The organism is Aestuariibaculum lutulentum (assembly GCF_032926325.1).
Taxonomy (GTDB): Bacteria; Bacteroidota; Bacteroidia; order Flavobacteriales; family Flavobacteriaceae; genus Aestuariibaculum; species Aestuariibaculum lutulentum.
The window spans coordinates 1,463,069-1,487,486 of record NZ_CP136709.1 but is presented as its reverse complement, the minus strand read 5'-3'; the positions used below and the strand labels follow the sequence as shown (position 1 = coordinate 1,487,486).

17 protein-coding genes and 1 tRNA gene are annotated in these 24,418 nt (G+C 32.3%); 13 read left to right on the top strand and 5 right to left on the bottom strand.

Features of this window, described 5'->3' with window-relative positions; translation table 11 throughout:
- Positions 1-154: 154 nt before the first annotated feature.
- The 10 genes from R1X58_RS06340 to R1X58_RS06295 all read left to right on the top strand — a co-directional run bounded on the left by R1X58_RS06340 (position 155) and on the right by R1X58_RS06295 (position 18,541).
- Positions 155-2,503: a type I restriction-modification system subunit M gene (locus R1X58_RS06340; protein WP_240572514.1), complete on the top strand. Its 2,349-nt coding sequence runs from the start codon at positions 155-157 to the stop codon at positions 2,501-2,503.
- Between the two features lie 8 nt (positions 2,504-2,511).
- Complete coding sequence (locus R1X58_RS06335; RefSeq protein ID WP_240572513.1) at positions 2,512-3,840, top strand: restriction endonuclease subunit S; 1,329 nt, start codon at positions 2,512-2,514, stop codon at positions 3,838-3,840.
- A 2-nt stretch (positions 3,841-3,842) separates the two neighbouring features.
- Positions 3,843-4,967 carry a hypothetical protein gene (locus tag R1X58_RS06330; RefSeq protein ID WP_240572512.1) on the top strand — a complete coding sequence of 375 codons (1,125 nt, stop codon included), beginning with the start codon at positions 3,843-3,845 and terminating at the stop codon, positions 4,965-4,967.
- A gap of 118 nt (positions 4,968-5,085) precedes the next feature.
- Complete coding sequence (locus R1X58_RS06325; protein WP_240572511.1) at positions 5,086-5,445, top strand: hypothetical protein; 360 nt, start codon at positions 5,086-5,088, stop codon at positions 5,443-5,445.
- The gene (locus R1X58_RS06320) at positions 5,432-9,211 is read left to right on the top strand and encodes an NACHT domain-containing protein (RefSeq protein WP_240572510.1); all 3,780 of its coding nucleotides are present in this window, start codon (positions 5,432-5,434) and stop codon (positions 9,209-9,211) included. The genes R1X58_RS06325 and R1X58_RS06320 overlap by 14 nt, the downstream gene beginning before the upstream one ends.
- 126 nt (positions 9,212-9,337) lie before the next feature.
- Positions 9,338-10,756 (top strand): DUF262 domain-containing protein, encoded by a 1,419-nt coding sequence (locus R1X58_RS06315; protein ID WP_240572509.1) that lies wholly within the window; start codon positions 9,338-9,340, stop codon positions 10,754-10,756.
- Positions 10,757-10,758: 2 nt separating this feature from the next.
- Positions 10,759-12,702 (top strand): DUF262 domain-containing protein, encoded by a 1,944-nt coding sequence (locus R1X58_RS06310; RefSeq protein ID WP_240572508.1) that lies wholly within the window; start codon positions 10,759-10,761, stop codon positions 12,700-12,702.
- Positions 12,695-15,751 (top strand): type I restriction endonuclease subunit R, encoded by a 3,057-nt coding sequence (locus tag R1X58_RS06305; RefSeq protein ID WP_240572507.1) that lies wholly within the window; start codon positions 12,695-12,697, stop codon positions 15,749-15,751. Before R1X58_RS06310 ends, R1X58_RS06305 begins: the two co-directional genes overlap by 8 nt.
- A gap of 194 nt (positions 15,752-15,945) precedes the next feature.
- Positions 15,946-16,593, top strand: coding sequence for an 8-oxoguanine DNA glycosylase OGG fold protein (locus R1X58_RS06300; RefSeq protein ID WP_240572506.1), 648 nt, complete (start codon positions 15,946-15,948; stop codon positions 16,591-16,593).
- A 256-nt stretch (positions 16,594-16,849) separates the two neighbouring features.
- The gene (locus R1X58_RS06295) at positions 16,850-18,541 is read left to right on the top strand and encodes an A1S_2505 family phage non-structural protein (RefSeq protein ID WP_240572505.1); all 1,692 of its coding nucleotides are present in this window, start codon (positions 16,850-16,852) and stop codon (positions 18,539-18,541) included.
- Positions 18,542-18,794: 253 nt separating this feature from the next.
- Here R1X58_RS06295 and R1X58_RS06290 read toward each other — a convergent pair.
- Positions 18,795-18,868 (bottom strand) — tRNA-Ile (locus R1X58_RS06290).
- A 47-nt stretch (positions 18,869-18,915) separates the two neighbouring features.
- Positions 18,916-19,326 (bottom strand): methylmalonyl-CoA epimerase, encoded by a 411-nt coding sequence (gene mce, locus R1X58_RS06285; protein WP_240572504.1) that lies wholly within the window; start codon positions 19,324-19,326, stop codon positions 18,916-18,918.
- 191 nt (positions 19,327-19,517) lie between these two features.
- Here mce and rbfA point away from each other — a divergent pair, with 191 nt between their 5' ends.
- From rbfA to R1X58_RS06270, 3 genes are read left to right on the top strand one after another with little or no spacing between them, the layout of a single operon-like run.
- On the top strand, positions 19,518-19,922 hold the full coding sequence (rbfA, locus tag R1X58_RS06280) for a 30S ribosome-binding factor RbfA (RefSeq protein ID WP_240572503.1): 405 nt from the start codon (positions 19,518-19,520) through the stop codon (positions 19,920-19,922).
- Positions 19,923-21,128 carry an ABC transporter permease gene (locus R1X58_RS06275; protein WP_240572502.1) on the top strand — a complete coding sequence of 402 codons (1,206 nt, stop codon included), beginning with the start codon at positions 19,923-19,925 and terminating at the stop codon, positions 21,126-21,128.
- A gap of 11 nt (positions 21,129-21,139) precedes the next feature.
- The gene (locus R1X58_RS06270; protein ID WP_240572501.1) at positions 21,140-22,207 is read left to right on the top strand and encodes an endonuclease/exonuclease/phosphatase family protein; all 1,068 of its coding nucleotides are present in this window, start codon (positions 21,140-21,142) and stop codon (positions 22,205-22,207) included.
- A 102-nt stretch (positions 22,208-22,309) separates the two neighbouring features.
- Here the strand turns inward: R1X58_RS06270 and dusB are convergent, their stop codons facing one another.
- The 3 genes from dusB to R1X58_RS06255 form a co-directional block, all read right to left on the bottom strand.
- A complete protein-coding gene (dusB, locus tag R1X58_RS06265; protein WP_240572500.1) occupies positions 22,310-23,305 on the bottom strand; it encodes a tRNA dihydrouridine synthase DusB in 996 nt (331 codons plus the stop codon).
- A 79-nt stretch (positions 23,306-23,384) separates the two neighbouring features.
- Complete coding sequence (locus R1X58_RS06260; RefSeq protein WP_240572499.1) at positions 23,385-23,759, bottom strand: hypothetical protein; 375 nt, start codon at positions 23,757-23,759, stop codon at positions 23,385-23,387.
- 54 nt (positions 23,760-23,813) lie between these two features.
- Positions 23,814-24,152, bottom strand: a complete 339-nt coding sequence (locus tag R1X58_RS06255; protein WP_240572498.1) for a roadblock/LC7 domain-containing protein — start codon at positions 24,150-24,152, stop codon at positions 23,814-23,816.
- Positions 24,153-24,418: the final 266 nt, after the last annotated feature.

The window sequence follows — 24,418 nt, the reverse complement described above, 5'->3', positions numbered from 1 at the left end:
GTGTAAAACGTAAAATAAAGTTTAATTTAACGTTTTAGCCACAAAAACAGCATAGATAAAACACCTTTTTAGGTTAATTATTTTAGTTTTATAGTTTCTATTCAACACCGTATTTTGATTAAAAAATACAACACCTAAAGTTTAAAAACATACCATGAACAAACAATCACATAATAAATTAGTATCCTTTATCTGGTCTATTGCAGACGACTGCTTAAGAGATGTTTACGTACGCGGAAAATACAGAGATGTTATTTTACCTATGATCGTATTGCGTCGTTTGGATGCCCTTTTAGAACCTACCAAAGAAGCCGTTTTAGAAGAACTGGCATTTCAACGTGACGAAGCAGGTTTTACCGAATGGGACGAAACAGGACTTCGTGAAGCTTCTGGTTTCGTATTTTACAATGTAAGTACCTGGACCCTTCAAAAATTAAAAGATACAGCAACCAACAGTCAGCAGATTTTACAGACTAACTTTGAAGATTACCTGAATGGCTTTAGCCCAAATGTTAAGGAAATCATCGACAAGTTTAAATTACGCAGTCAGGTGCGCCATATGGCCAATAAAGATGTTTTGTTGGACGTATTGGAAAAATTCACCTCACCCTATATCAACTTAACGCCTTACGACAAAGAAGATCCTGAAGGCCGAAAACTTCCTGCACTTTCTAATTTAGGGATGGGGTATGTGTTTGAGGAGCTGATTAGAAAGTTCAACGAAGAAAATAACGAAGAAGCTGGAGAACACTTTACGCCACGAGAGGTGATTGATTTAATGACTCACATTATTTTCGACCCTATAAAAGACAATTTACCACCCGTAATGACCATTTACGACCCTGCCTGTGGTAGTGGAGGGATGCTTACCGAAAGCCAGAACTTTATTAAAGATGAAGAAGGCGAAATAAAGGCTACAGGAGATGTGTATCTGTTTGGTAAGGAAATTAACGACGAAACATACGCCATCTGTAAAAGTGATATGATGATTAAGGGCAATAACCCTGAAAACATCCGAGTGGGCTCTACCTTATCAACCGACGAATTTGCTGGTACAAAATTCGACTTTATGCTATCCAATCCACCTTACGGAAAATCATGGAGTAGCGAACAAAAATACATCAAAGACGGAAAAGACGTTATCGACCCTCGTTTTCAAATTCAACTTAAAAACTACTGGGGTGTACTGGAAGATGTCGATGCCATTCCGCGTTCTTCCGACGGACAATTGTTGTTCTTAATGGAAATGGTTTCTAAAATGAAACCTTTAGAGCAAAGCGCCACAGGAACCCGTATTGCTTCGGTGCATAACGGAAGTAGTTTGTTTACAGGTGATGCAGGCGGTGGTGAAAGTAATATCCGTAGGTATATTATTGAAAACGATTGGCTGGAAGCCATTGTGCAATTGCCAAACAACCTGTTCTACAATACGGGTATTACCACCTATATCTGGATTTTAAGCAATAATAAGGCTGCCAACAGAAAAGGCAAAGTACAACTGATTGATGCAGGACAATTGTACAGGAAGCTGCGAAAAAACTTAGGAAACAAAAACTGTGAGTTCGCTCCAGAACATATTACCGACATTGTATCTCTATATACCCAAATGGCCGAAGCCCAACGCGAAGGCGAACAAGGTATTGCAGCACAGGTTTTCGACAATGACGATTTTGGCTATTACAAAGCGACAATAGAACGCCCAAAACGTTTAAAGGCGCAATTTACCAAAGAACGTATTGAAACCTTGCGTTTCGACAAAAGCTTATCAGAACCTATGCAATACGCTTATGAGACTTTTGGAGATGACGTTTACACCAATTTAAAGGCTCATGAGGAAGCTATCTTGGATTGGTGCGAAAAACAAGATTTAAACCTATCGGCTGCCAATAAGAAAAAGCTTTTAAAAGCAGAAACCTGGCAAAAGCACTTAAACCTTGTGAAAGCAGGAACAGCCTTAATGGATGCTATTGGAGACGAAGAATACAGCGATTTCAACGAGTTTAAAACCATTGTTGACAAAGCCATTAAAGCGAGCAAAATAAACCTAAGCGCTACCGATAAAAAAGCCATTTTAAATGCTGTAAGCTGGTACGATACCGAAGCCGAAAAAGTAATTAAAAAGCTAGAAAAACTATCGGGTGATAAATTAGCAAAACTACTGAGCCATTTAGATTGTGAAGTTGATGATTTAGCAGATTTTGGTTATTACCCAACGTCTAAAAAAGGGGAATACCTAACCTACGAAACCGAAAGTGATTTACGTGACACCGAAAACGTACCGCTAAAGGATAACATACACGACTATTTTAAGCGCGAAGTACAACCGCATGTAGCAGAGGCCTGGATTAATCTGGAAGCTACTAAAATTGGTTGCGAAATAAGCTTTAATAAATACTTTTATAAACATACACCGTTACGCAGTATTGAAGCCGTAACTCATGACATTTTAGACTTGGAAAAACAAAGTGATGGTTTAATTGCTGATATCTTAAACTTGGTATAATGGTAGACATGGCAACAAAAATATACCGTTACGACAGTTATAAAGATTCTGGTGTAGAATGGTTGAGTGACATTCCTACTCATTGGGAAATTAGAAGAATCAAATACCTTTTTCAAGAAATAAACGAAAGAAGTGATGATGGAAAAGAAGACTTGCTTTCCGTATCACAATATACTGGCGTAACCAATAAAACCGAGAAAGTAGAGGAAGGAGGCATGCTTACAAATGCATTTACTTTAGAAGGATACAAAAAAGTAAAAAAAGGGGACTTAGTAAGTAATATCATGTTAGCTTGGAACGGAAGTCTAGGTTTTTCTCCTTTTGATGGAATTACCAGTCCTGCATACTCGATCTATAGAATTTTAGGAGAAAATAACAATCAATTTTTTCATTATTTATTTAGAACAGAGTTATACAAAGCAGAGTTTAAACGAAATTCATCTGGAGTTATAGAGAGCCGCTTAAGGTTATATACCGACGACTTTTTTAGAATAGAATCTATTTTACCTCCCCTCCAAGAGCAAACCGCCATCGCGCAATTTTTAGATGATAAAACAGCTAAAATAGACCAGGCCATTACCATAAAAGAGCGACAAATCAACTTGCTTAAAGAACGTAAACAAATCCTCATACACAAAGCCGTAACCCGTGGTTTAAATGATAATGTGGCTTTAAAAGATTCTGGTGTGGAATGGATTGGTGAAATTCCTGAGCATTGGGAGGTGAAACAATTTCGTTACGTCTTTAATCTTGGAAAAGGATTAACTATTACTAAAGAAAACCTTAAAGAGGAAGGTGTTTTTTGTATTAATTATGGGGAAATACATTCAAAATACGGTTTTGAAGTTGATGAAAACAAACACCCTCTTAAATGTGTTGATGAAGATTATCTATTAAACAATCCAAATTCAATTATTAAAACTGGAGACTTTGTATTTGCTGATACATCTGAAGATATTGAAGGTTCAGGTAACTTCACCTATTTAAAAAGTGCAAACGAAATATTTGCGGGCTATCACACAGTTATAGCTAAACCTAAATCAGCCATTAATTCTAGATTTTTTGCCTACGAGTTCGAAACAGAATCTTTCAGGAATCAAATTAGAACAGAAGTTAAAGGTGTGAAAGTATATAGTATTACCCAAAGTATTTTAAAGAGACCATTCATTTGGATTCCTCCTTTAAATGAGCAAAACGAAATTGTAAATTATTTAGATAATGGAACTCAAAAAATAAATTCGGCTATTAACTTAAAACAGAAAGAAATAGAAAAATTGAAAGAATATAAAGGCAGTTTGATAAATAGTGTGGTAACTGGGAAGGTAAAGGTGTGTTAGGGATGTTTAGAGGACAAATAATCATTGATGCATTTAGACTAAGGTCCGTAAATAGTCTTGTGCCTTTTAATTTAGATGTTTATAAATACCAAGCAACAGACTTTTTAAAATCGGCAAGAATACAAGAGGAGGATTTTAGTTTAGATATATTAGATGTGGCTTATTATACAGGAAGAACTATCTGCACCTATACTTTAACCAACCAAGAGCTATATTTTGATATTATTTCTTCTCTATTAAGCCATTTGAATTTTGTTGATTTAAATAACAACAACCTTACCTTAAGTGAGTCAAGATATAAGCGATTAAGAGATTTCTCAAAAAGTACTCGAATAGGTGAAATGGCTCAAGGAATCAATACTTATTTTGTAACTAAAAGATTGGGTTTTCCTTATTTTATTGATTATGATTTAGCTAAAGAAAAAACCAACTTAGGATTTGAAAGTCATGGAAAGTCTCCCGATTTTGTCATATTAAATTCGACATTAACAAAAGTTGGCTTATATGAGTCAAAAGGTAATATGAATGGTAATGCGACTAATGATTTATTAAGTGCATTTATACAAATAAATGATGTTTATAGTCCTCCTTGTATTGATTGTAAAACCCCTGTAAGTTTAAGGTTTCAGAATAATAATGACCATAGTAATAAAAAAATACGCAAGATTAGAAAGTCTTCGATTAATTATGCATTTGTAGAAACAGATTGTTCAACACGTAAAGAGAATATTCCATTAAAAAAATTACATTATGCTTCATGGTTTTATTTAGTTGGAGATTTTAGTAGGGTACAAGCTATTTTAGAAGAAAATAATGTACCTCAAATAAACGAGAATGACACGTTTTATGAGTTAGATAACACTACCGATAAAAAAAACCCTATTTATTGGGTAAAACAACCTCTGAGGCTAGAGAATAACAGTTTTCTAAATGGTTCTGGAATATTTTTCTTTTTGTTAGGTCATTTAAGATCTCGGGAAAATTTTAAAATAGGAATTTATAAAAAGATAATTGATAGTTTGGTTAATGAGGTAGATGAAGGATTTCAGTTACCTGAAGAGAATATTGCCTACTTAAAAAAATACCCCGATGGTACATTGTTGTATTTTAAAGAAGATAAATTATAATTATGAAAATTAGGTCAAGTTTTATTGTTTCTAAAGTGGAACAGCTACAAGAGTATAAAAGTAGTTTAATAAATAGTAAGGTAACAGCGAAACTTAAGGTGTGTTAAATTTATAAGATATGGAAGAAATTTTATCGAAATGGTTATTACGTAAAAGATGGCTCTACTTAATCGTTGGTTCTGGAGCATTAACATATCTAATTTTTGAATTAAGTATACCTAATATGCCTGAGGAAGCTATTCCTAATTACATGAAAATTGAAGAATCTTATGGGACAATAACTAAAGCAATAGTGGGATATATTGTCGATAGATTCGCCAGTGGCACAAATTATTTAAATGTAGCTATTGTATTAATAATTCTACTTTATTGTTTATATCTGGAAAAACAGCGATTTGAAAGCACTGGAAAAACCTTCAATTATTTCGGTTTTGTTCAAAATATTAACCAAACATTTAATGGGGATGACAAAAATTAGAAATATCGGTGTTTTCCAAAGGATAACGCAAAAATACTATCAAGTAACCCGTCAATCTTTTGATGTTAACAAAGATTATTTTGACAAACTAAAAACAAGACATTTTACAAAAGAATTTACTTCAAAATATAATGAAAACCTTTTTGTAGATCAGGACAAAAATGCAGGTCAAAACCTTATTAATGAGATACTTTTAAGTGATAATTATTTTTCCTATTTATCTAATGAATTAAGAATTTTAGAGAGTTGGGTAGAGGATTTTAATGAACAATATCAAAACCTTAAGAGTCTTTTAGCTATTGAAGAAATTGAAATTAACAAGAATTCAAAACAATACAAACAGTTAGAGCTTTTAGAAGTTAAAAGCCTTGATTTTCTTAAGAATATTGAAGAAAATAGAGCAATCATAAATGGTGGTTTGGTCTTGCCACTCCAGTTTAAAACATTAGACAATACAAATCTAGAAATAGCTGAAGATTTTGTTTTTGAAAGACTGCATGAGTACAAACCTGAACTTCGTTTCATAGAGGTTGAGCCATCCGAAAATTTTGCAATAGTTATTGTTTTTAGAAGACTTTCAGAAATAGTTATACAGCTTAAAAGTGTGAACAGATTATTGAAGAATCAAAAACATGCTCAAACCAAATTTATTCATGGTAATGCTGGAATGGGGAAGTCAAATATATCTGTTTTTCTATATAAGGAATTACTAAAGCATGATAAGCCAGTCATTCTTTTAAATGCAAAATCTTTTAATGGTAACCCCGATAGTTTTGATCAACTATTTATGAATAATCTTTTAGTGCCAGACAACTATCAAATTGAAGAGGTTCTTGAAAGACTAAATATTTATGCGCAAAATAATATATGTAGGGTTACAATAATTATTGATGGTTTAAATGAAACTAGTTGTACCCATAGTGGTTTTAGTAAAATATGGGGAAATAGTTTAGATAATTTTATAGAAGTACTTGAAAGATATCCCTATTTATATTTAGTAGCTACATTAAGAACATCATACATTTCTCGAATATGGCAGGGTAACTCTATTCCTTACAGTCAAATTCAACTAAAAGGGTTTAAGAAAGAAAAATTAAACGACTTAATTAAGAAGTATTTTACAGAATACAATATAAAGCTTGATAAGGTAACGGGAACAGATGTATTCTATTTCAGTACTCCTTTATATCTCGATTTATACTGTAAAATGTTGAATGGGAACAAATCTAAGGAGGTAGAGCCTCTTTTAGGATTAGATGGTTTTAAACAGGTTTTTGACAATTACAAGGATTCTTTGGTTGAGAAAACATGGTTTAAATTAAGTTTAATTTCAAAAGATCAAGTGCTTGAAGGTATAGATAGAGTTTCGGAAGAGATGATTGAAGAGTTAGAGGCTTTTGTTCCAAAAAAGACTTTTTTTGATAAAATGCAAGGGAAAGAAGTCGATGTGATTGACAAAACAATCGGTTTTGAAATTTTGGAAGAATATTTAATTTATTTAGATGAAAATCTTAACGGCAAAGATGTTATTATTCATACCCAGCAGGAAGTTGGAGGGTATCTTCTTGCCAATAAATTAATTTCTGATAAAGGTAGTGTTGATGAAGTTGTTGAATCACGTTTTTTCCATGATTACATATTAGGAAAAAGTGGTAAATTTCACCAGTTAAAAGACGATATATTAAAGTTTTTAATTTCTGAGGCAGGAACGGATTCCTTGCTATATACCGATTATATTGACAATGATGTTGTTAAGAAGTTTACGACGCTATTTCTATTTCGAACAAAAGCTTCAGATGAAACTATCGCATTAGCGAGCAAATTACAGGATAGTACATTTAGTTTAGAGGAGGTAAGGACATTGATTGATGATGTATCAAGCTCATTTTATGAAAAGGAGGCTGGCATAAACTTTTTCTTCTTAAAAGAAGTTTTCTTAAAACTTGGAAATCTAGATTTAGATTTTAGTTGGACACTTTACATATATAATTATTATGGAGAATTTAAAGATCTATTAAATTATTATGTAACAAATCAAGAGCAGCTAGATGGTTCAGAAGATGATAATTTATATGTTGAAGTTGTTATTTGGTTATCAGAAACAACAATTAGAGATCTTAGAGATAAAAGTACACGTTTTCTATTAAGATATTATGAAAGGTTTCCAGAATTATTACTTAACAAAATTTTGGAATATGCTAATACTGAACGTTTTTACATTAATGAAAGATTATCTTTAGTTTGTTACGGTGTTTGCTTGCGGTTACAAAATGAAAAAGACTTTATCCAGAATCATTTAGGTGCAATAGCCGAGTCCTTATATAATCTTCAATTTTCGCAGGAGCCTACTAACCCAACATATAATTATATCGCGATCGACAGTTATAAGCATATTATTGACTTAGCTGTTATAAAAGGGGTTTTTAACCTATCTGATGAAAATCTAATTCGTTTAAATAATTATAGTTTTGTCAAAGATGATTGGTTTGAAATTACCCCAACAGATATTGACAACGTTCCGATAGCTTATAATTGGGATTCAAGTGGTAATCCAGATCCGTTAAGAGGTGATTTTGTTCATTATACAATACCGCGTTTAGATAATAGAAATCACGACAACCGAGTCTCTCATACAGCTAATATTTATAAAGAATTAATTAGGTTGGGTTATATTTCTGATATGCAAAACTTGTCAGAAAGAGAACAATCTTTTTACTATGGCAATAGACTATTAGGAAGTAAAGTTAAAATAGATAGGTTAGGTAAAAAATATTCTTGGATGGCATATTTTAACTATGCAGGTTATCTATTAAATCAAAATAAGCTTGGGGTTTGGCTAGAGGAAGACACTCCATATTCCAAACTTTATAATAGACTTAGCGATACTGAAATTGATCCAAGTTATGAAGAATACATTCCAATTTCGGAAAAGTTAATTGAAGTTGACTTTTTTAAGAATAGGTCATTAACGGAGGGGAGTTGGATTAGTAAACCAAATTATGCCTTACTAGATATAATTTATATAAAAGATGATTATACCTTATTGTCCGCATTTGTAGATCAAAAATTAGATGAAAATTACAAAACAAGATCTTGGGTTGAAGCAAAATCATTTTTCGTAGACAAAGATAAAGTTACACCTTATATTGAGGAAATAGAAAATAAAGAATATGATTGGAAGGATAGCTTAAACGATGGAGGAATGCTTTCCAAGACATATTTTGGTGAATTATATTGGGCGGACAATATTCCTGATTTAAAAAAAGAGTGGGGCAGTTTACCACTAGAATCTACAATAGAAGTTACAAGAAAAATTACTCACTTTGAAGTTAGAGAGTCGGGAGAATTTAATTATGAGGATATTGGAAAGGAAAAAACAGAAACCGTTAATAAAAAATGTTCTTTCGAATATGAACCTACATTATTAGATTTTCTGTGGGAGTCTAGTTCTGATAATAGCGCTTCCTTAAGATGCGATATTCCGTCACCAAATATTGGTAAGCATTTGCAATTAACAGTCAACTCAAGAGATGCCCAAATTTTAAATTCGAATTTAGAAGTCTGCTTTAAAAAATATTTTTACGAATATGGACATAACTCTGATAGTTTTCATTTTTTCAAAACTGATTTATTAAAAAATTATTTGGAAGACACGAATCAATTATTAATGTATCAACTAAAACAACATACTTATGATCAAGCTACAGAAGCTCATCATGAACACTTTAGAGGTATGAGGTTTGTTTTTTCAAAATTAAATAGATAAAAATGTATACAATCGAACGAAATAAATTAAAAAAAGATCTGAATCAATATAAAAAAGTATGGCTAAAAGAGTATAAAAGTAGTTTGATATATAGTATAGTAACAGGGGAATTTAAGGTTTATTAGTATGAGTGTAAAAGTAGTAAGTTGTACGTTGCAAGAATTATTCAACACCAACAAAAAAGCTATTGAAAACACAGCGATTCAAGGGCAGCTAATAATACCTGAATATCAGCGTCCGTATGTTTGGAAAGAAAAGCAAATTAACCAATTGTTAGATAGTGTTATAGAACATGAAAAAATATCTCTAGGCGAAAAACCGATGTATTACTTAGGAAGTATTATTTTACATCAAGATGGAGATGCTTTAAAAATTATTGATGGACAACAGCGAATTACGACCTCATTACTTATTCAAAAAATTATAAATCCTTCTTTTCAATCCAATATTAGTTATAGTTCAGGTATAAGCATTTCTAACATAAAATACAATTTGTCTTATTTAAAAAGTGTATCCGAAAAAAATATTTTTGAATACCGTGATGAAGATGTTTTGCATTTTTTTAAACCAGAAAATATAAATGTTACATTAATTGTAACATCTACCGAAGATTTAGCATATACGTTTTTTGAAACCCAAAATACAGGTGGTGTTCGTTTGGACGGAAGTGACATTTTAAAAGCACATCATCTCCGAGCCATAGATTGCAAAAAAACAATTAATTATCAAGCAAGAAGGTGGGAACATTACGACAAGAATAAAGTAGAATATATAGTTCAATTATTAACCAAAATTCGTTTTTGGGACAATAGAAAATGGCGTTCTTTTCCTTTCTACAGAGATTCCAGAGGTATAAAAAACGCTATTATTGATGAATATACCATAAACACCAAAAACAATTTTGAAGATATCTCATATCATTACAGTGCTGTTAAAAATGAAGGTGGTAGGTTATTTCAGTTACATGAAAGTAATTATAAGCAATTAAAACAACCGTTAGCCAATGGTAACAATACTTTAGATTATATTAACGAATACATTCATTTATATGATGTATTGTTTGGTACTGTAGATGATCACAGAGTTTCGGATAATTTTTATGAGTTCAGAAATAAAGTTTTACACGGTAGTAATGGTACATTGTTTTTAAAAGAACTATTTGAAATTGCATTAATTGCCTATGTAAGTCGTTTTGGATTTTATAAATTGTTTGATGCTAGCTTATGGTTGTACCGCATAATTTATTCCTTACGAATTACAAATCAACGAAATGTAAGGGAAGATAGCGTGTTTAAATTTGTGTCTGCCAACCAATTTATAGACAATATCTTAGAAGTATTTACAACCGACGAATTGTTCCTATTCTTAAAGAAATTTAATTACAAGTTAGATACTTCGTATTTTGAAGAAAATACCGCAAAAGGGAATCACATAAAAACTCTAACTAACTATTTTTCAAAGATAAAAACAGTAAAATATTATAAACAACATCCATTGGAATTTGATAAGGATTTAATGATTTCCATAACACAAAAACTAAATTAATTATGGAAAACAAATTCAATACAGATATCGTAAGTCTAGCTTCACTTGATGCATATGATTTTTCTATTCCAACATATCAAAGACCTTATGTTTGGGGGAACGAACAAATTAAAAAGCTGCTAGATGATTTTTTGGTATCATTTCGTAACACAAACAATGAATCTTACTATGTAAGTACTTTTCTAACCAAAGAAAATGGAACGCACGCCGAATTAATTGATGGTCAACAGCGTTTCACTACGCTCTGGATTATTGCATTTGTAATGCATAAACTTAACTCTAATTCCACAATCATACATTTTCTAAAAAAGGATGATAAACTACGATTGGGTTTTGAAATTAGAAAAGAAGTAAGTGATTATTTAGAACATTTATTAGACGCTAATCTCGATTCTAAAAAATACGATGAAAATTTAATTGTTAGTTACCCATATTTAAAAAACATAGCAAATGCTATTGTTTTTGTTAAAAGCTATTTAGAACAACTTAAGTTTACTAATGCAGAGTTAAAAAAATTCGGTGATTTTATTTATTACAACGTTAAGTTAATTAAAAACACAACACCAGAAAATACCGATTTAAACAAGTTGTTTTCAACCATTAATAGCGCGGGAATCCAGTTGGAACAAAGTGATATCGTTAAAGCAAATTTGTTAAAATGCATTGATAACAAAGTGCTTTATAGCAGAATTTGGGAAACCTGTGAAAACATGAGTAATTTTTTTGAAAGAAATGCTCGTGTTTCCTTCCTAAAAACAGATTGGAAGGCAGTAAAACTAGAAAATTTTATAGACTTTAATGAAAATATCTTCAAGTATCAAAATGATGAGGAACATGATGAAAATAATGAACTTTTCTCAATAGATGTTCTTACCACGGATGAAATTAGTGAATATCAATTCCCTTCTAAACAAGTTGAAACTGAAAAAGACAGAAAGAAATCGGAAGAAATATATTGCAGGTCTATTATTAATTTTCCCCAATTGCTTTTACATACGTATAGAATCCATTTAAAACAAGAAGGCAAAGATGATTTTGAAGGCACCTTTCATTCGAATCGATTAATTGAAATATTCAAAAATTTAACCAATAAAAACAATAGTGATGAAATAAAACGGTTTTTTAAATTACTATGGAAAGTACGCTACTTATTTGATAAGTATATAGTGAAGTGGATAACAGATTTAGACAATAAAACCGAAACATTAGAGCTAGTAAATTTTAACCGAAACGAAGAAAGCTATTATAGTAGAACTAAATATGAAAAATCGCCTTCTATGATGCTACAAAGTGTTTTGTATTTTACAGGAGATTATTTAAGGCAATATTGGTTAACGTCTTACTTAGGTTTTTTGGTTGATAACCACAATAATCTTAAAGCTACGGATGAATTTCTATTAAACAAACTAGAGAAAATCGACAATTCGTTTTCATTAAACACCACAATAAATGATAAAGACATTTCTTGGTCGCATATTAATGCGGTTAACGTAAGTGAAGAATTTTCTTTTGAAAATTATTTAAAATCAGGAAATCATGGAACAAGTTTCAAGCATTATTGGTTTCAAAAGTTAGAATACATCCTTTGGAAACAATGGCAATTTGAAAAAGATGATAAATTCAATAAGTTTAGAATCACCTCAAAGAATTCTGTAGAGCATATTTATCCTCAAAATCCTGAAAATAGAATTCAACACCCTGAACTAGATAAAGAACATTTGGATTCCTTTGGGAATTTAGTGCTTCTGAGTGTCGCACAAAATAGCGAATACAGCAATAAATCGGTAAATGTTAAAAAATCTATGTTTAACGAAAAATCAGAAACATACGATTCTTTAAAATCGTATTACATTTTTAAAGATTTATCTTTATGGAATTCCACCTCTATTGAGAAACACAAAAATGAAATGATTACTAAAATTGAAAGTTTTTATAAGCATGCATAGCCAAACTAACGAACAAGCATTAGAAGCAGCAATAGAAAAACAATTAACAGGAACCAGTCTTGAAGAAATAAAAACTCAAGATATTTCAATAAATGCTGTAAATGAAAACGCAGAAGTTTATGGATCGGGTAAAGGTTATTTCATTGGACAACCTTCCAATTTTAATGCTCAGTTTGCTATTGACGAACAATTTTTTTGGCAATTTTTAGAAACAACACAAAAAGAAGAATTAGAAAAAATACAAAAGCAAAGCGACTGGAAGTTAAAAATTCTAAATCGCTTTGATCGTATGATAAAAAAATATGGGGTATTACATCTACTTCGTAAAGGATTGGAAGTTGATGATGCGCAATTCACCCTGTTTTATCAATCTCCAATGGCTAGCAGCAGCCAAAAGGTCGTAGATAACTTTAAAAGCAACCTGTTTAGCATTACCAGACAGTTACGCTATAGTATTGACAATCCCAGAGAAGAAATTGATTTAGTATTATTCATAAACGGTCTGCCTATTGTTACTATGGAGCTAAAAAATGCATGGACTGGGCAAAATGCAAGGGTACATGGGCAAAACCAATATAAAACAGAACGTGATAATAAACAGGTCTTGTTAAATTTTGCTCGCTGTATTGTACATTTTACTGTCGATACCGATGAAGCCTATATGACGACGAAATTAGATGGTAAAAACACTTATTTTTTACCATTTAATAAAGGCAATAAACACGGTAAAGGGAATCCTGAAATTCCTGAAGGCACCATTGGCCATAGAACTCAATATTTATGGGAAGAAGTCTTCACTAAAGAAAGTTTAGCAAACATCATTCAGCATTTTGTAAGACTGGATGGTAAAAAGAAAGATCCGCTGAATTCCAGAACACTTTTCTTTCCACGATACCATCAAATGGATGTCGTTCGTAAAATTATTGCTGATGCAAGTGAAAAAGGTGTCGGACAAACCTATTTAATTCAGCATTCCGCAGGTTCTGGAAAATCTAATTCCATTACCTGGGCAGCGTATCAGCTTATTGAAACTTATCCAAATAGTGAAAATTTACCCGGTAGTAAAGGCCTGGATAGGCCTTTATTCGATTCTGTTATTGTAGTGACTGATCGTAGATTACTTGACAAACAGATTAGAGAAAACATCGCTGATTTTTCAGAAGTTAAAAACATCATTGCCCCTGCTTATTCGTCTAAAGAACTAAGAGAAAATTTAGAACAGGGTAAAAAAATCATTATTACAACCATCCAAAAATTCCCTTTTATCATTGATGGTATTCAGGATTTAAGTAATAAACGTTTTGCTGTCATTATTGATGAGGCCCACAGTAGTCAAAGTGGTTCTGCTCACGATAGTATGAACCGTGCCATGGGAAGTGAATCAGAAGACGAGGATATAGATACTCAAGATAAAATTGTGCAAGCCATGAAGTCTCGTAAAATAAGAGATAATGCCTCTTACCTAGCCTTCACAGCAACACCGAAACCGATCACTCTTGAAAAATTTGGAGTTAAACAGGAAGATGGAAGTTTTAGACCATTTCATCTGTATTCCATGAAACAAGCCATAGAAGAAGGCTTTATTATGGATGTACTTAGTAACTACACCACACTTAAAAGTTACTATGAAATTGAAAAATCAATTGAAGACAACCCTTTGTTTGACTCCGTTAAAGCTCAAAAGAAGCTAAGGGTTTATGTTGAAAAAGATCAGAGAACAATCAATACGAAGGCTGAAATTATATTAGACCATTTTATTCCTAATGTTGTCAATAGAAAAAAACTAAAGGGCAAGGCTAAAGGTATGGTAGTGACTCAGAGTATTGAATCTGCTATAAGATATTATAAAGCCCTACAACGTATTTTAAAAGACAAGGGGCAACCATTTAAAATTGTTATTGCATTCTCTGGCACGAAACAAGTTGATGGCATAGAATACACTGAATCAGATATGAATGGGTTTTCAGAAAAGGACACAAAAGATAAATTTGATGAAGATGAATACAGAATTTTAGTTGTTGCCAATAAGTATTTAACTGGTTTTGATCAACCGAAACTATGTGCTATGTATGTCGATAAAAAACTTCAGGGCGTTTTAGCCGTTCAGGCATTATCAAGATTGAACAGAGCTGCTGCAAAATATGGCAAGAAAACAGAAGATTTGTTTGTTCTGGATTTCTTTAATTCCACAGATGATATCAAAGATTCCTTCGATCCCTTTTATACGTCAACTACTTTAAGTGAGGCAACTGATGTTAATGTTTTACACGAATTAAAAGATATTTTAGATGATGTAGGGGTTTATGAATGGCATGAAGTTGAAGACTTTAACAGTAAGTTTTTTAATAAAGAAGACGCGCAGGTTTTAAGTCCCATCATAGAACGTGCATCTGAACGCTTCATAAATGATTTAGATTTAGAAGACGATGAAAAAGCCGACTTTAAAATAAAAGCAAAGCAGTTTGTGAAAATTTATGGCCAAATGGCTTCCATTTTACCGTTTGAGGTTTTAAACTGGGAAAAGTTATTCTGGTTTTTAAAGTTCTTGATACCTAAATTACCTATTCAAAACCCCGAAATTGACGCTTTAGATGAATTATTAGGATCAATTGATCTTTCAACCTATGGTATAGAGCGCGTGCGCTTAAATGAAGCTATAGGACTTGATGATTCCGATAGTATTGTTGATCCGCAAAATCCAAATCCTAGAGGAGCACATGGAAGTGATGAGGAAAGAGATCCGTTAGATTTAATTATCAGCAGTTTTAATGAGCGCTGGTTTCAAGGATGGGATGCCACACCAGATGACCAGCGAGTAAAGTTTATAAGCTTAACGAAATCTATTCAGGCACATCCCGATTTTCAAACTAAAGTTGCACAAAATAATGATGCCCAGAACAAGGATTTGGCTTTTAAAAAAATACTGGATGATGTAATGTCGAAACAGCGAAAACAAGAATTGGACCTATATCGCTTATACGCCAAGGATGAAACATTCTACCAGGCATTTTTTGATACCATGAAACGTCTTTCAAATGCAAATATGTAGTTTAATACGTTAAATTAAACCATATTTTACTGATTTATCACAATAAATTTTTTATTAATAAATATGTATTAATTGATATTAACAGCAATAGCTTTTTTCTTAATTAGTTGTAATAAATCAAACAAAGCACATATATTTTCAAAAAGAGCTATCCCCTGATTAAATTCTAATATAATTGTCAACAATATTTTAAAATGATTGATTTAAAGCCATATAGATTAAAAATATCTAATATAAACACAATTCAAGATTCAAAATTCACATATAGGACTAAAACATGGTCAAAATTAAACCCTGAGGTTAAACATTTAATACAGGATTTTGAAAACAAAGACATCACCCGAGAAGATGTAATCAAATCATACAACCAATACTATAATAATTCGAGAGACTATTTACGAGCATTTTTATTAACTATGGTATGGGGGTTTGCAGATACCGGCTATGGCACCCATAGAACAAATAACTATATATCCTCAGAAGCCAATCTCAAAGCTATTAAAGAGGCCATAGATGCTGTAAAACAAAACGATTTAAAAAAAGCATTTAACACCCTTAAGAAGATAAAAGGCTTAGGGGTAAGCTACATTACCAAAATATTATATTTCGCCACCAGAGGAGCTAATCATATACATTATGCACTAATATATGATATTCGAGTTGCTTCAGCTTTAGTACAACTAACCTCCCCAAAAGAAGTTTTTGATATTGTGACAATTAGCCCATCAAACAAATATCCGGATTATGTCAAGTACAACGCAATGCTCCATAGTCTTGCTGAAAAATACCAATTACAGGCAGAATCCATAGAAATGTTCTTGTTTGAGCAGAAGTTTGATTAAATAATCCAAAATGATGTTTACATACTATTTTCAGCCATAAATAGTACCTTCATTTAATTCTATTTTTGCTTAACATAAACCATATTTTAAATACACTTCCAGCGAAATAAATTATTGTACATCACAATTAAATACTTTAAATTTATTAACAGTTCAATAAATTAATTTAAAGCAAGTAACCTGCATTAATATAATACTATTTAATAAGAATAGTGGTTAGAAATTGTTTGGAATTATCAAAAAACAGACTAATAAAATGCGTTTTTGGGATATTTTTAAAATTAACAAAATAGAAAATCAGACTAATAAATCAGATCTTGAAAATCATATTGATAATGATAAAATCTTTAATTCTAATTTATTTCAATATGATTATCTTAAAAGTTTAAGCAATAGTAATAATATTCAAAAGTTCACTCCAACAAAAATTGATTCATTGTCTTTTAATGACATATTTGTTTTTGGAGGTAATATAGAAGGTCATCATGATGTAGGTGATGCTAAATTGGCCTTAAATAAATTTGGAGCTATATATGGACAAGGATCAGGTTTGCAAGGAAAGTGTTATGCGATACCTACAATTTTTTCTGACATAAACGCAGTTATACCATTTGTTAACGAATTTATAGATTTTGCAAAAAAAAATAATGATAGAAATTATTATGTTACTCGAATTGGCTGTGGCATTGCTGGATTTAAAGATGAGGAAATTGCACCACTATTTGCAAAGGCATTAAACTTAAGCAATGTTTATCTTCCTGAATCTTTTGTACTTGTTCTAATTAAAACTCAGGACCCGGACATACTTAATATATTCAAAGAAATTGATGAAGACAGAAAATATTCATTAGATCACTATTCAAAACTTTCCGATAATCATTTAAGAAATAATGAAGATTTTGTTTATATAAAGGATGAATATCCTGGCTATATGGAAAAGCTCTTATACTTCGAGAAAGAGCTAAGTTCAAAATTTGATTGCCATTTGGGCATGGAGATTGAGGATCATCTTAATTCTTATTTACGTTTTTGGATTAAAAAATCAGGAAAAAGACTGTCAAACGATGAATTAAATTCTAATCATGTCAATTTTATTAAAAATATTGAATCTACCCTGAGAAAAACTTGCAAACAATGTGGCTCAATAACAAATTTTAACTCATTTTTATGTGAAGAATGTCACTATAATGGGAATAGAGAGGAATTTACTTTGTCTGTATCATCCAATTTATATTTTTTAAATAATAGGTATTTAAATAGAATTGAAAAATATCAAAACAAATACTTTATAAGAAAAGACATAAGATATATCAACCCATTAAATGAGTTTGATTATGCCAAATTCGGGTATTATTTCTTTTATAAAAAGGACCTATATGTAATTTCTGACAATCCTAAATATAAAGGTTTAGATCTTAAAAATAATTTTATAAATTCTGTTTATGGTAATTTTATGCGTTCAGATTTATTCATGATAAAAGGGTTATATGCCGGTAAAGACACCGGATTCATTGACGATAATGATGCTAAAATTTATACAGGAGATATAATAAGGTTAAAAGAAGTAGGACATTATTCTGTTAGTGACGCTTTAAAAAGTTTTAAAAAAGACAGATTTGTAGCAAATGAAAATCAACTTTTAATTGAAGTTTATGGGGTAGTTTCATCACAAATATATTTCCCAGAAGCATATCATGCAGTATTGCAGGGAACTGGTGGTTTTTTATGTTATGGAACAGAAATGGAAATTATTGGAAATATTTTTTATGATTTAACACCTAATAAACGTATTGATATAAGAAAAAAAGCCATTAAAATTGCTCACTCTAATAATGATCCAAATGGATTTTGGAATATCCATACAACAGAAAACATATCAGAAAATTTGAAATTAATAAAAACCCCTAGCTTTAAATTTTATAAAGAATCTAACGAAAATAATTTATAACCCAAAACCTGTTAGATTTTGAGCTATATTTTAAATTTACTTAGCTCATGTAGGAATTAGAGAGTAATGGTTTAAATAAAAATTATAGGCAAATTATTGCTAATTTCACTTAATTTACTCACATTTAACAAAGTAAACCATTGATTTACAGCAACATAAAACACAGCCAACCTGCGTTGCCCCTAATGTTGCCCCCTTAAAAATAAAAAGCCTCGTAAACTCAACGTTTACAAGGCTTTACGATTTAAAATCGTGGTCCCACCTGGGCTCGAACCAGGGACTTTCTGATTATGAGTCAGATACTCTAACCAACTGAGTTATAGGACCGAAATCGGCTGCGAATTTAAGACTATTTTTATAACCCCACAAGAAAATTATTCTTTAAAATTAATTTCCTGACAAAGTTCTATTAAAACACCGTTGGTTGATTTTGGATGCATAAAAACAACTAACTTATTATCAGCACCTTTCTTTGGCACATCGTTTAAAACCTTGAATCCTTCTGCTTTTAATCTTTTTATTTCTTTTTCTATATCCTCGACATCAAAGGCGATATGATGCACTCCTTCTCCCTTTTTCTCAATGAATTTTGCGATCGGACTATCAGCTTTTGTCGCTTCTAATAGTTCAATTTTATTATCGCCGACTTTAAAAAACGATGTTTTCACACCTTCACTCTCTACTTCTTCGGTTTTATAACTTGGTACTCCAAGTAGCTTCTCAAATAATTCGTTAGAATTCTCAAGGCTTTTAACAGCTATTCCAATATGTTCAACTTTATTCATAGCATGACTTTAATTTAAGATACAAAATTTGTAAATCAAAAGTAAGATTATCTTTAAATATCCTGTATTTTTGCACGATAAACAACCTTAGTGCTTAAAATGAAGACTTTGGTAAATATAAATTTTAATTTCGAGATAAATCTCGGTATATTTAAATCTCACTTAGTGAGTAACCTTTAAAAGGTATAAACATGAGCAACGTAGAGGAAAGTCAAAGACAGAAGAAAATAGGATCGGTTTTACAACGCGATTTAGTTGAAGTATTACAGGGAGCAGCTACTCAAGGTGGTATGCAGGGCGTTATTATATCGGTATCTAAGGTTAAAGTAACAGTAGATTTAAGTGTTGCGAAAGTATATTTAAGCATTTTCCCGAATGCTAAAGGCAAAGAATTATTAGAAGGTATTAAATCAAACACCCCTTTAATTCGTCACGAATTGGCACAACGAACCAAAAACCAGTTAAGACGTATGCCTAATCTGGAATTCTTTATTGACGACTCGTTAGAATACATCGAAAAAATTGATCGTTCGTTAAAAGGCGAAGACAACCCTATTAAAGACCCTAGTATTTTAGATAAAAGAAAAAAATCATAATTGAGTTTTCCGTTATATATAGCTAAACGTTACTTACGCTCTAAAAGCAGCAACAATGCTATTAATTTTATAACTATTATTGCTATTGTCGGTGTTATTTTGGGCGCCGCTTCTCTATTTATTGTGCTCTCAGGTTTTGCCGGACTTAAAGATTTTACACTTCAGTTTTCTAGCATTGTCGATCCGGATTTAAAAGCTGAAACTAGTTACGGAAAATCTTTTGAACTTTCAAATGCTGAAGTAGCTCAATTAGATACCCTTAATAGCATAGCTTCATACTCTAAAATTGTTGAAGAACGTGTTATCATTTCCTCTAACAATAAAAACACCATAGCAACCATTAAGGGTGTCGATCAAAATTTTGAACAAATTGTCTCTGTAGATTCTATTTTAGATACCGGAAGTTGGCTCGATCAGAATACCAGAGAAATTGTTGTAGGCTGGGGACTATCAAACACCCTTTCTTTGGGGCTTTTAGACTACACCAAACCCTTAAACATTTATGTACCTAAACCAGGGAAAGGCCAGATAACATCTACTAAAAATGCATTTAATACGGTAACAGCAAATAATGTTGGTATCTTTTATATTAATGAAGATTTAAACGATAATTACATTTTTGCTCCTATCGATTTAGCGCAAAACCTGTTAAACTATAAACCGAATCAAATTACAGCTATCGAATTCAAATTGAAACCAAGTGCTGATATCGAATCTGTAAAACAAGAAATCAGTTTTATTTTAGGCGATAAGGTGCTTATTAAAAACCGTGAGCAGCTAAACGACGCTCTTTACAAAATGCTGAATACCGAAAATCTTGCTGTTTATCTCATATTTACCTTAGTTTTAATTATTGCGTTTTTCAATATTGTAGGTTCGTTAATTATGATGATGCTAGACAAAAAACAAAGTTTAAACACCCTATTTAATATTGGAGCAACCGTTAAAGACATCCGTAGGATTTTCTTTTATCAGGGCAGTTTAATGAGTATTGTCGGTGGTCTTCTTGGACTTATCATTAGTGTTATTGTTGTGATTCTTCAGCAACGTTATGCCTTACTAATGATTACACCATCGTTACCTTATCCGGTAGCCATTAAATGGGAAAACTTTTTTGTTGCCTTCCTAACAATATCGGTTCTTGGCGTTATAGCTTCAAAAATTGCCTCTGCGCGCATTACCGAATCTTTAGTAAAAACCAACTAAACCACGAAAATATGTTTAATCATAAACTAAAAACCCATAGAAAGTTAGGTCTTTTTATAGGTTTCATGTCTCTCTGCTTTACTTTTTTAAATTGCAAAAATGAAAAAATTATCAAGCTAAAAGTCCTTCAATTTAATATCTGGCAAGAAGGTACCGTTGTTAAAAATGGATTTGACGCTGTTGTAGATGAAATTATAAGAACCGACGCCGATTTAATTGCCTTTAGTGAAGTTAGAAACTATAATGGCGTTGATTTCAGCAATCATATTGTTGAAGCTTTAAAAGCCAAAGGACACACATATTACGCGCAACCAAGTCAAGATACCGGATTACTTTCTAAATATCCAATTATTGAGCAAACCGCCCTATATCCTGTTAAAAACGACCACGGTTCAATTACCAAAGCCATCATTAATATTCTTGGTGTTGAAGTCGCTTTCTATAGCGGACATCTAGATTATTTAAACTGTGCATTGTATTTGCCTCGTGGTTACGATGGGTCGACTTGGAAAAAGCTGGACAGTATTGTTACGGATGTTGAGCAGATTCAAAAAAACAACTTAGAATCGATGCGTGATGAGGCTATAGATACTTTTATCGCTGACGCGGAAAAAGAAATCGAACGCGGTCGTCTTATTGTTTATGGCGGCGATAATAACGAGCCTTCTCATTTAGACTGGATTGAAGCTAACAAAAACCTTCACGATCACAATGGCGTAGTAATCAACTGGAGAAATACCGCCGAAGTCGAAAAACATGGTTTTAAAGATGCTTACCGCGAAGTTTATCCTAATCCTGTAACACATCCGGGATTCACCTATCCGGCAGATAATCCTTTAGTGCCTATTAATAAACTTGCCTGGAGCCCCGAAGCCAATGATAGAGATCGTATTGATTTTATCTTTTACTATCCCGATGAACGACTACAACTTATAGATGCAAAAATTCTTGGTCCTAAAGGTGATGTTTCTAAAAATAAACGTGTTTTAGAATCTACCGACGACGTATTTATAGAACCACTTAACATCTGGCCTACTGACCATAAAGCGGTATTGGCAAGTTTTGCTTTAAAATTCTAAACTCCTGCAAAAGCGATAGCAGCGACAGCTTTTGTGAAATTTAATCTATGATTTTACAAAACTACAGCGGATAGCGCGGTGGCTTGCCATTTGCTCTAAAAATTAACTTGAGAACTGGTAATCCGAAAAGTTTTCTAAAACCTCATCGAAGGCAGCGAACACATCTTTCGGGTCGTCGCTGGTTACCATTTTAGTACGATAATCTTTAAAATGCGGAATACCTTTAAAATAATTGGTGTAATGACGGCGCGTTTCGAAAACACCAAGCACTTCTCCTTTCCAGTCGATAGACATTTGCAGGTGTCTGCGAGCAGCTTCTACTCGCTCTTCGATTGAAATGGGTCCTAAATGCTCACCAGTTTTAAAGAAGTGTTTTACTTGTTTAAAAAACCAAGGATTACCAATACTGGCACGACCAATCATGGCTCCGTCCAACCCATAACTATCGCGCATTTCCACAGCTTTTTCGGGCGTATCAACATCGCCGTTTCCAAAAACAGGAATATGCATTCTTGGGTTATTTTTTACTTGTGCAATAGGTTTCCAGTCGGCATTGCCTTTATACATTTGAGCTCTTGTACGACCGTGAATAGCAATCGCCTGACAGCCTACATCCTGTAAACGTTCGGCAACCTCAACGATACGTATAGACTCATGATCCCAACCTAAACGGGTTTTTACGGTAATGGGAATACTGGTACGTTTTACCATTTCGGCAGTAAGTTGCTCCATCAAGCATACATCTTTTAAGATTCCTGCTCCTGCTCCTTTACTTACTACTTTTTTTACCGGACAACCAAAGTTAATATCGATAAAATCTGGTTTCGACTCGGCAACGATATCTATGGTTTGCAGCATACTGTCCATATTGGCTCCGAAAATCTGAATGCCTACAGGGCGCTCCTTTTCATAGATATCCAGCTTCATAACACTTTTGGCAGCGTTACGAATTAAACCTTCACTCGACACAAACTCCGTATACACCACATCGGCACCTTGTTCTTTACACAGGGCACGAAATGGTGGATCACTCACATCTTCCATTGGTGCTAAAAGCAATGGAAATTCCGGTAAAACTATATCGCCAATTTTGGGCATATGCTTCAAAAATTAATATCCTAAAAACAAATAAAGCTGTATTAAATACAGCTTTATTTGGTGCAAAGATACTAATTTTCTATAGTTTAGAAGCAATATCAGCAGTATATTTCCTTAAGGTAGCTCGCGCCATACCTAAGTTTGCTTTGCTAGAATCTACAGCCAAATACACAAAGTACTCTCCGTTTTCAGCTAAATTGATAATATGAATTTGAGAGTTTAGTGTAATTAGAATATCGTCGATTTTCTCATTTAACTTTAAAGCTCGGATAGCATTTAACTTTGCTTTTACAACTTCTAAGTTATAAGCTGAAGCTAATTCTGGATCGAAACTTGGATCTAAAGTATTAGAAATATAAGACATTCCTGTCTTTACTTCGGTTACTGCAACAGCAACGAATCCGCTTAAATTGCTTTTTAAATCATTTACGAATGTGTTCAAAAAATCTGCCATAATTTTTAATGGTTAAGTTTATAATTATTTTGGGTTTTTATTGGGGAGAGGTTTTTAGACCTCGGTTTCTGCAAATAGACTTTGTAATCTTCTATGAATAAGGGCAAGTTTACTTGCATCGTATGTAACGACCCCTAAATACCTATCTGCCTCTATCTTCTTTACAACAAACAATCCGGATTTGGTATTGAGAATAATATTGTCTAATTCACCCAGGTCGAAGTCTTCAGCAATTTCTCTGGACATCGTGGTAATCATACTTGACATTGCAGCAAAATTTTCGGCTAAATCTAAATACATGGATTCCTCTAGAACGCCATCAGAATCGAAGATAAATCCACACTCTACGTCAATATCATGTATTAACGCATCTAAATCGACTGGTTTAGGCATAGGTTGTAGGTTTTAAGATTAGGGTAATTCAAATATAACGAGTCCAAGCCTGACTTCAAAGTGTTATTTAACATAAATACTCCTATGTTTTTATGTATTCTGTTAAATTTTTCCTATTTCATTAATATGTTTATATTTACAAGGCAAAAACCCAAATTTACCACCTATGAAAAACAAGATGTCTTTAGAAAGTCTAGAAAAAAAAATAGACAAACAGCTTATTGAATTCAGAAAATATAGAACGAAAAATGGTTCACAGGCCAAAA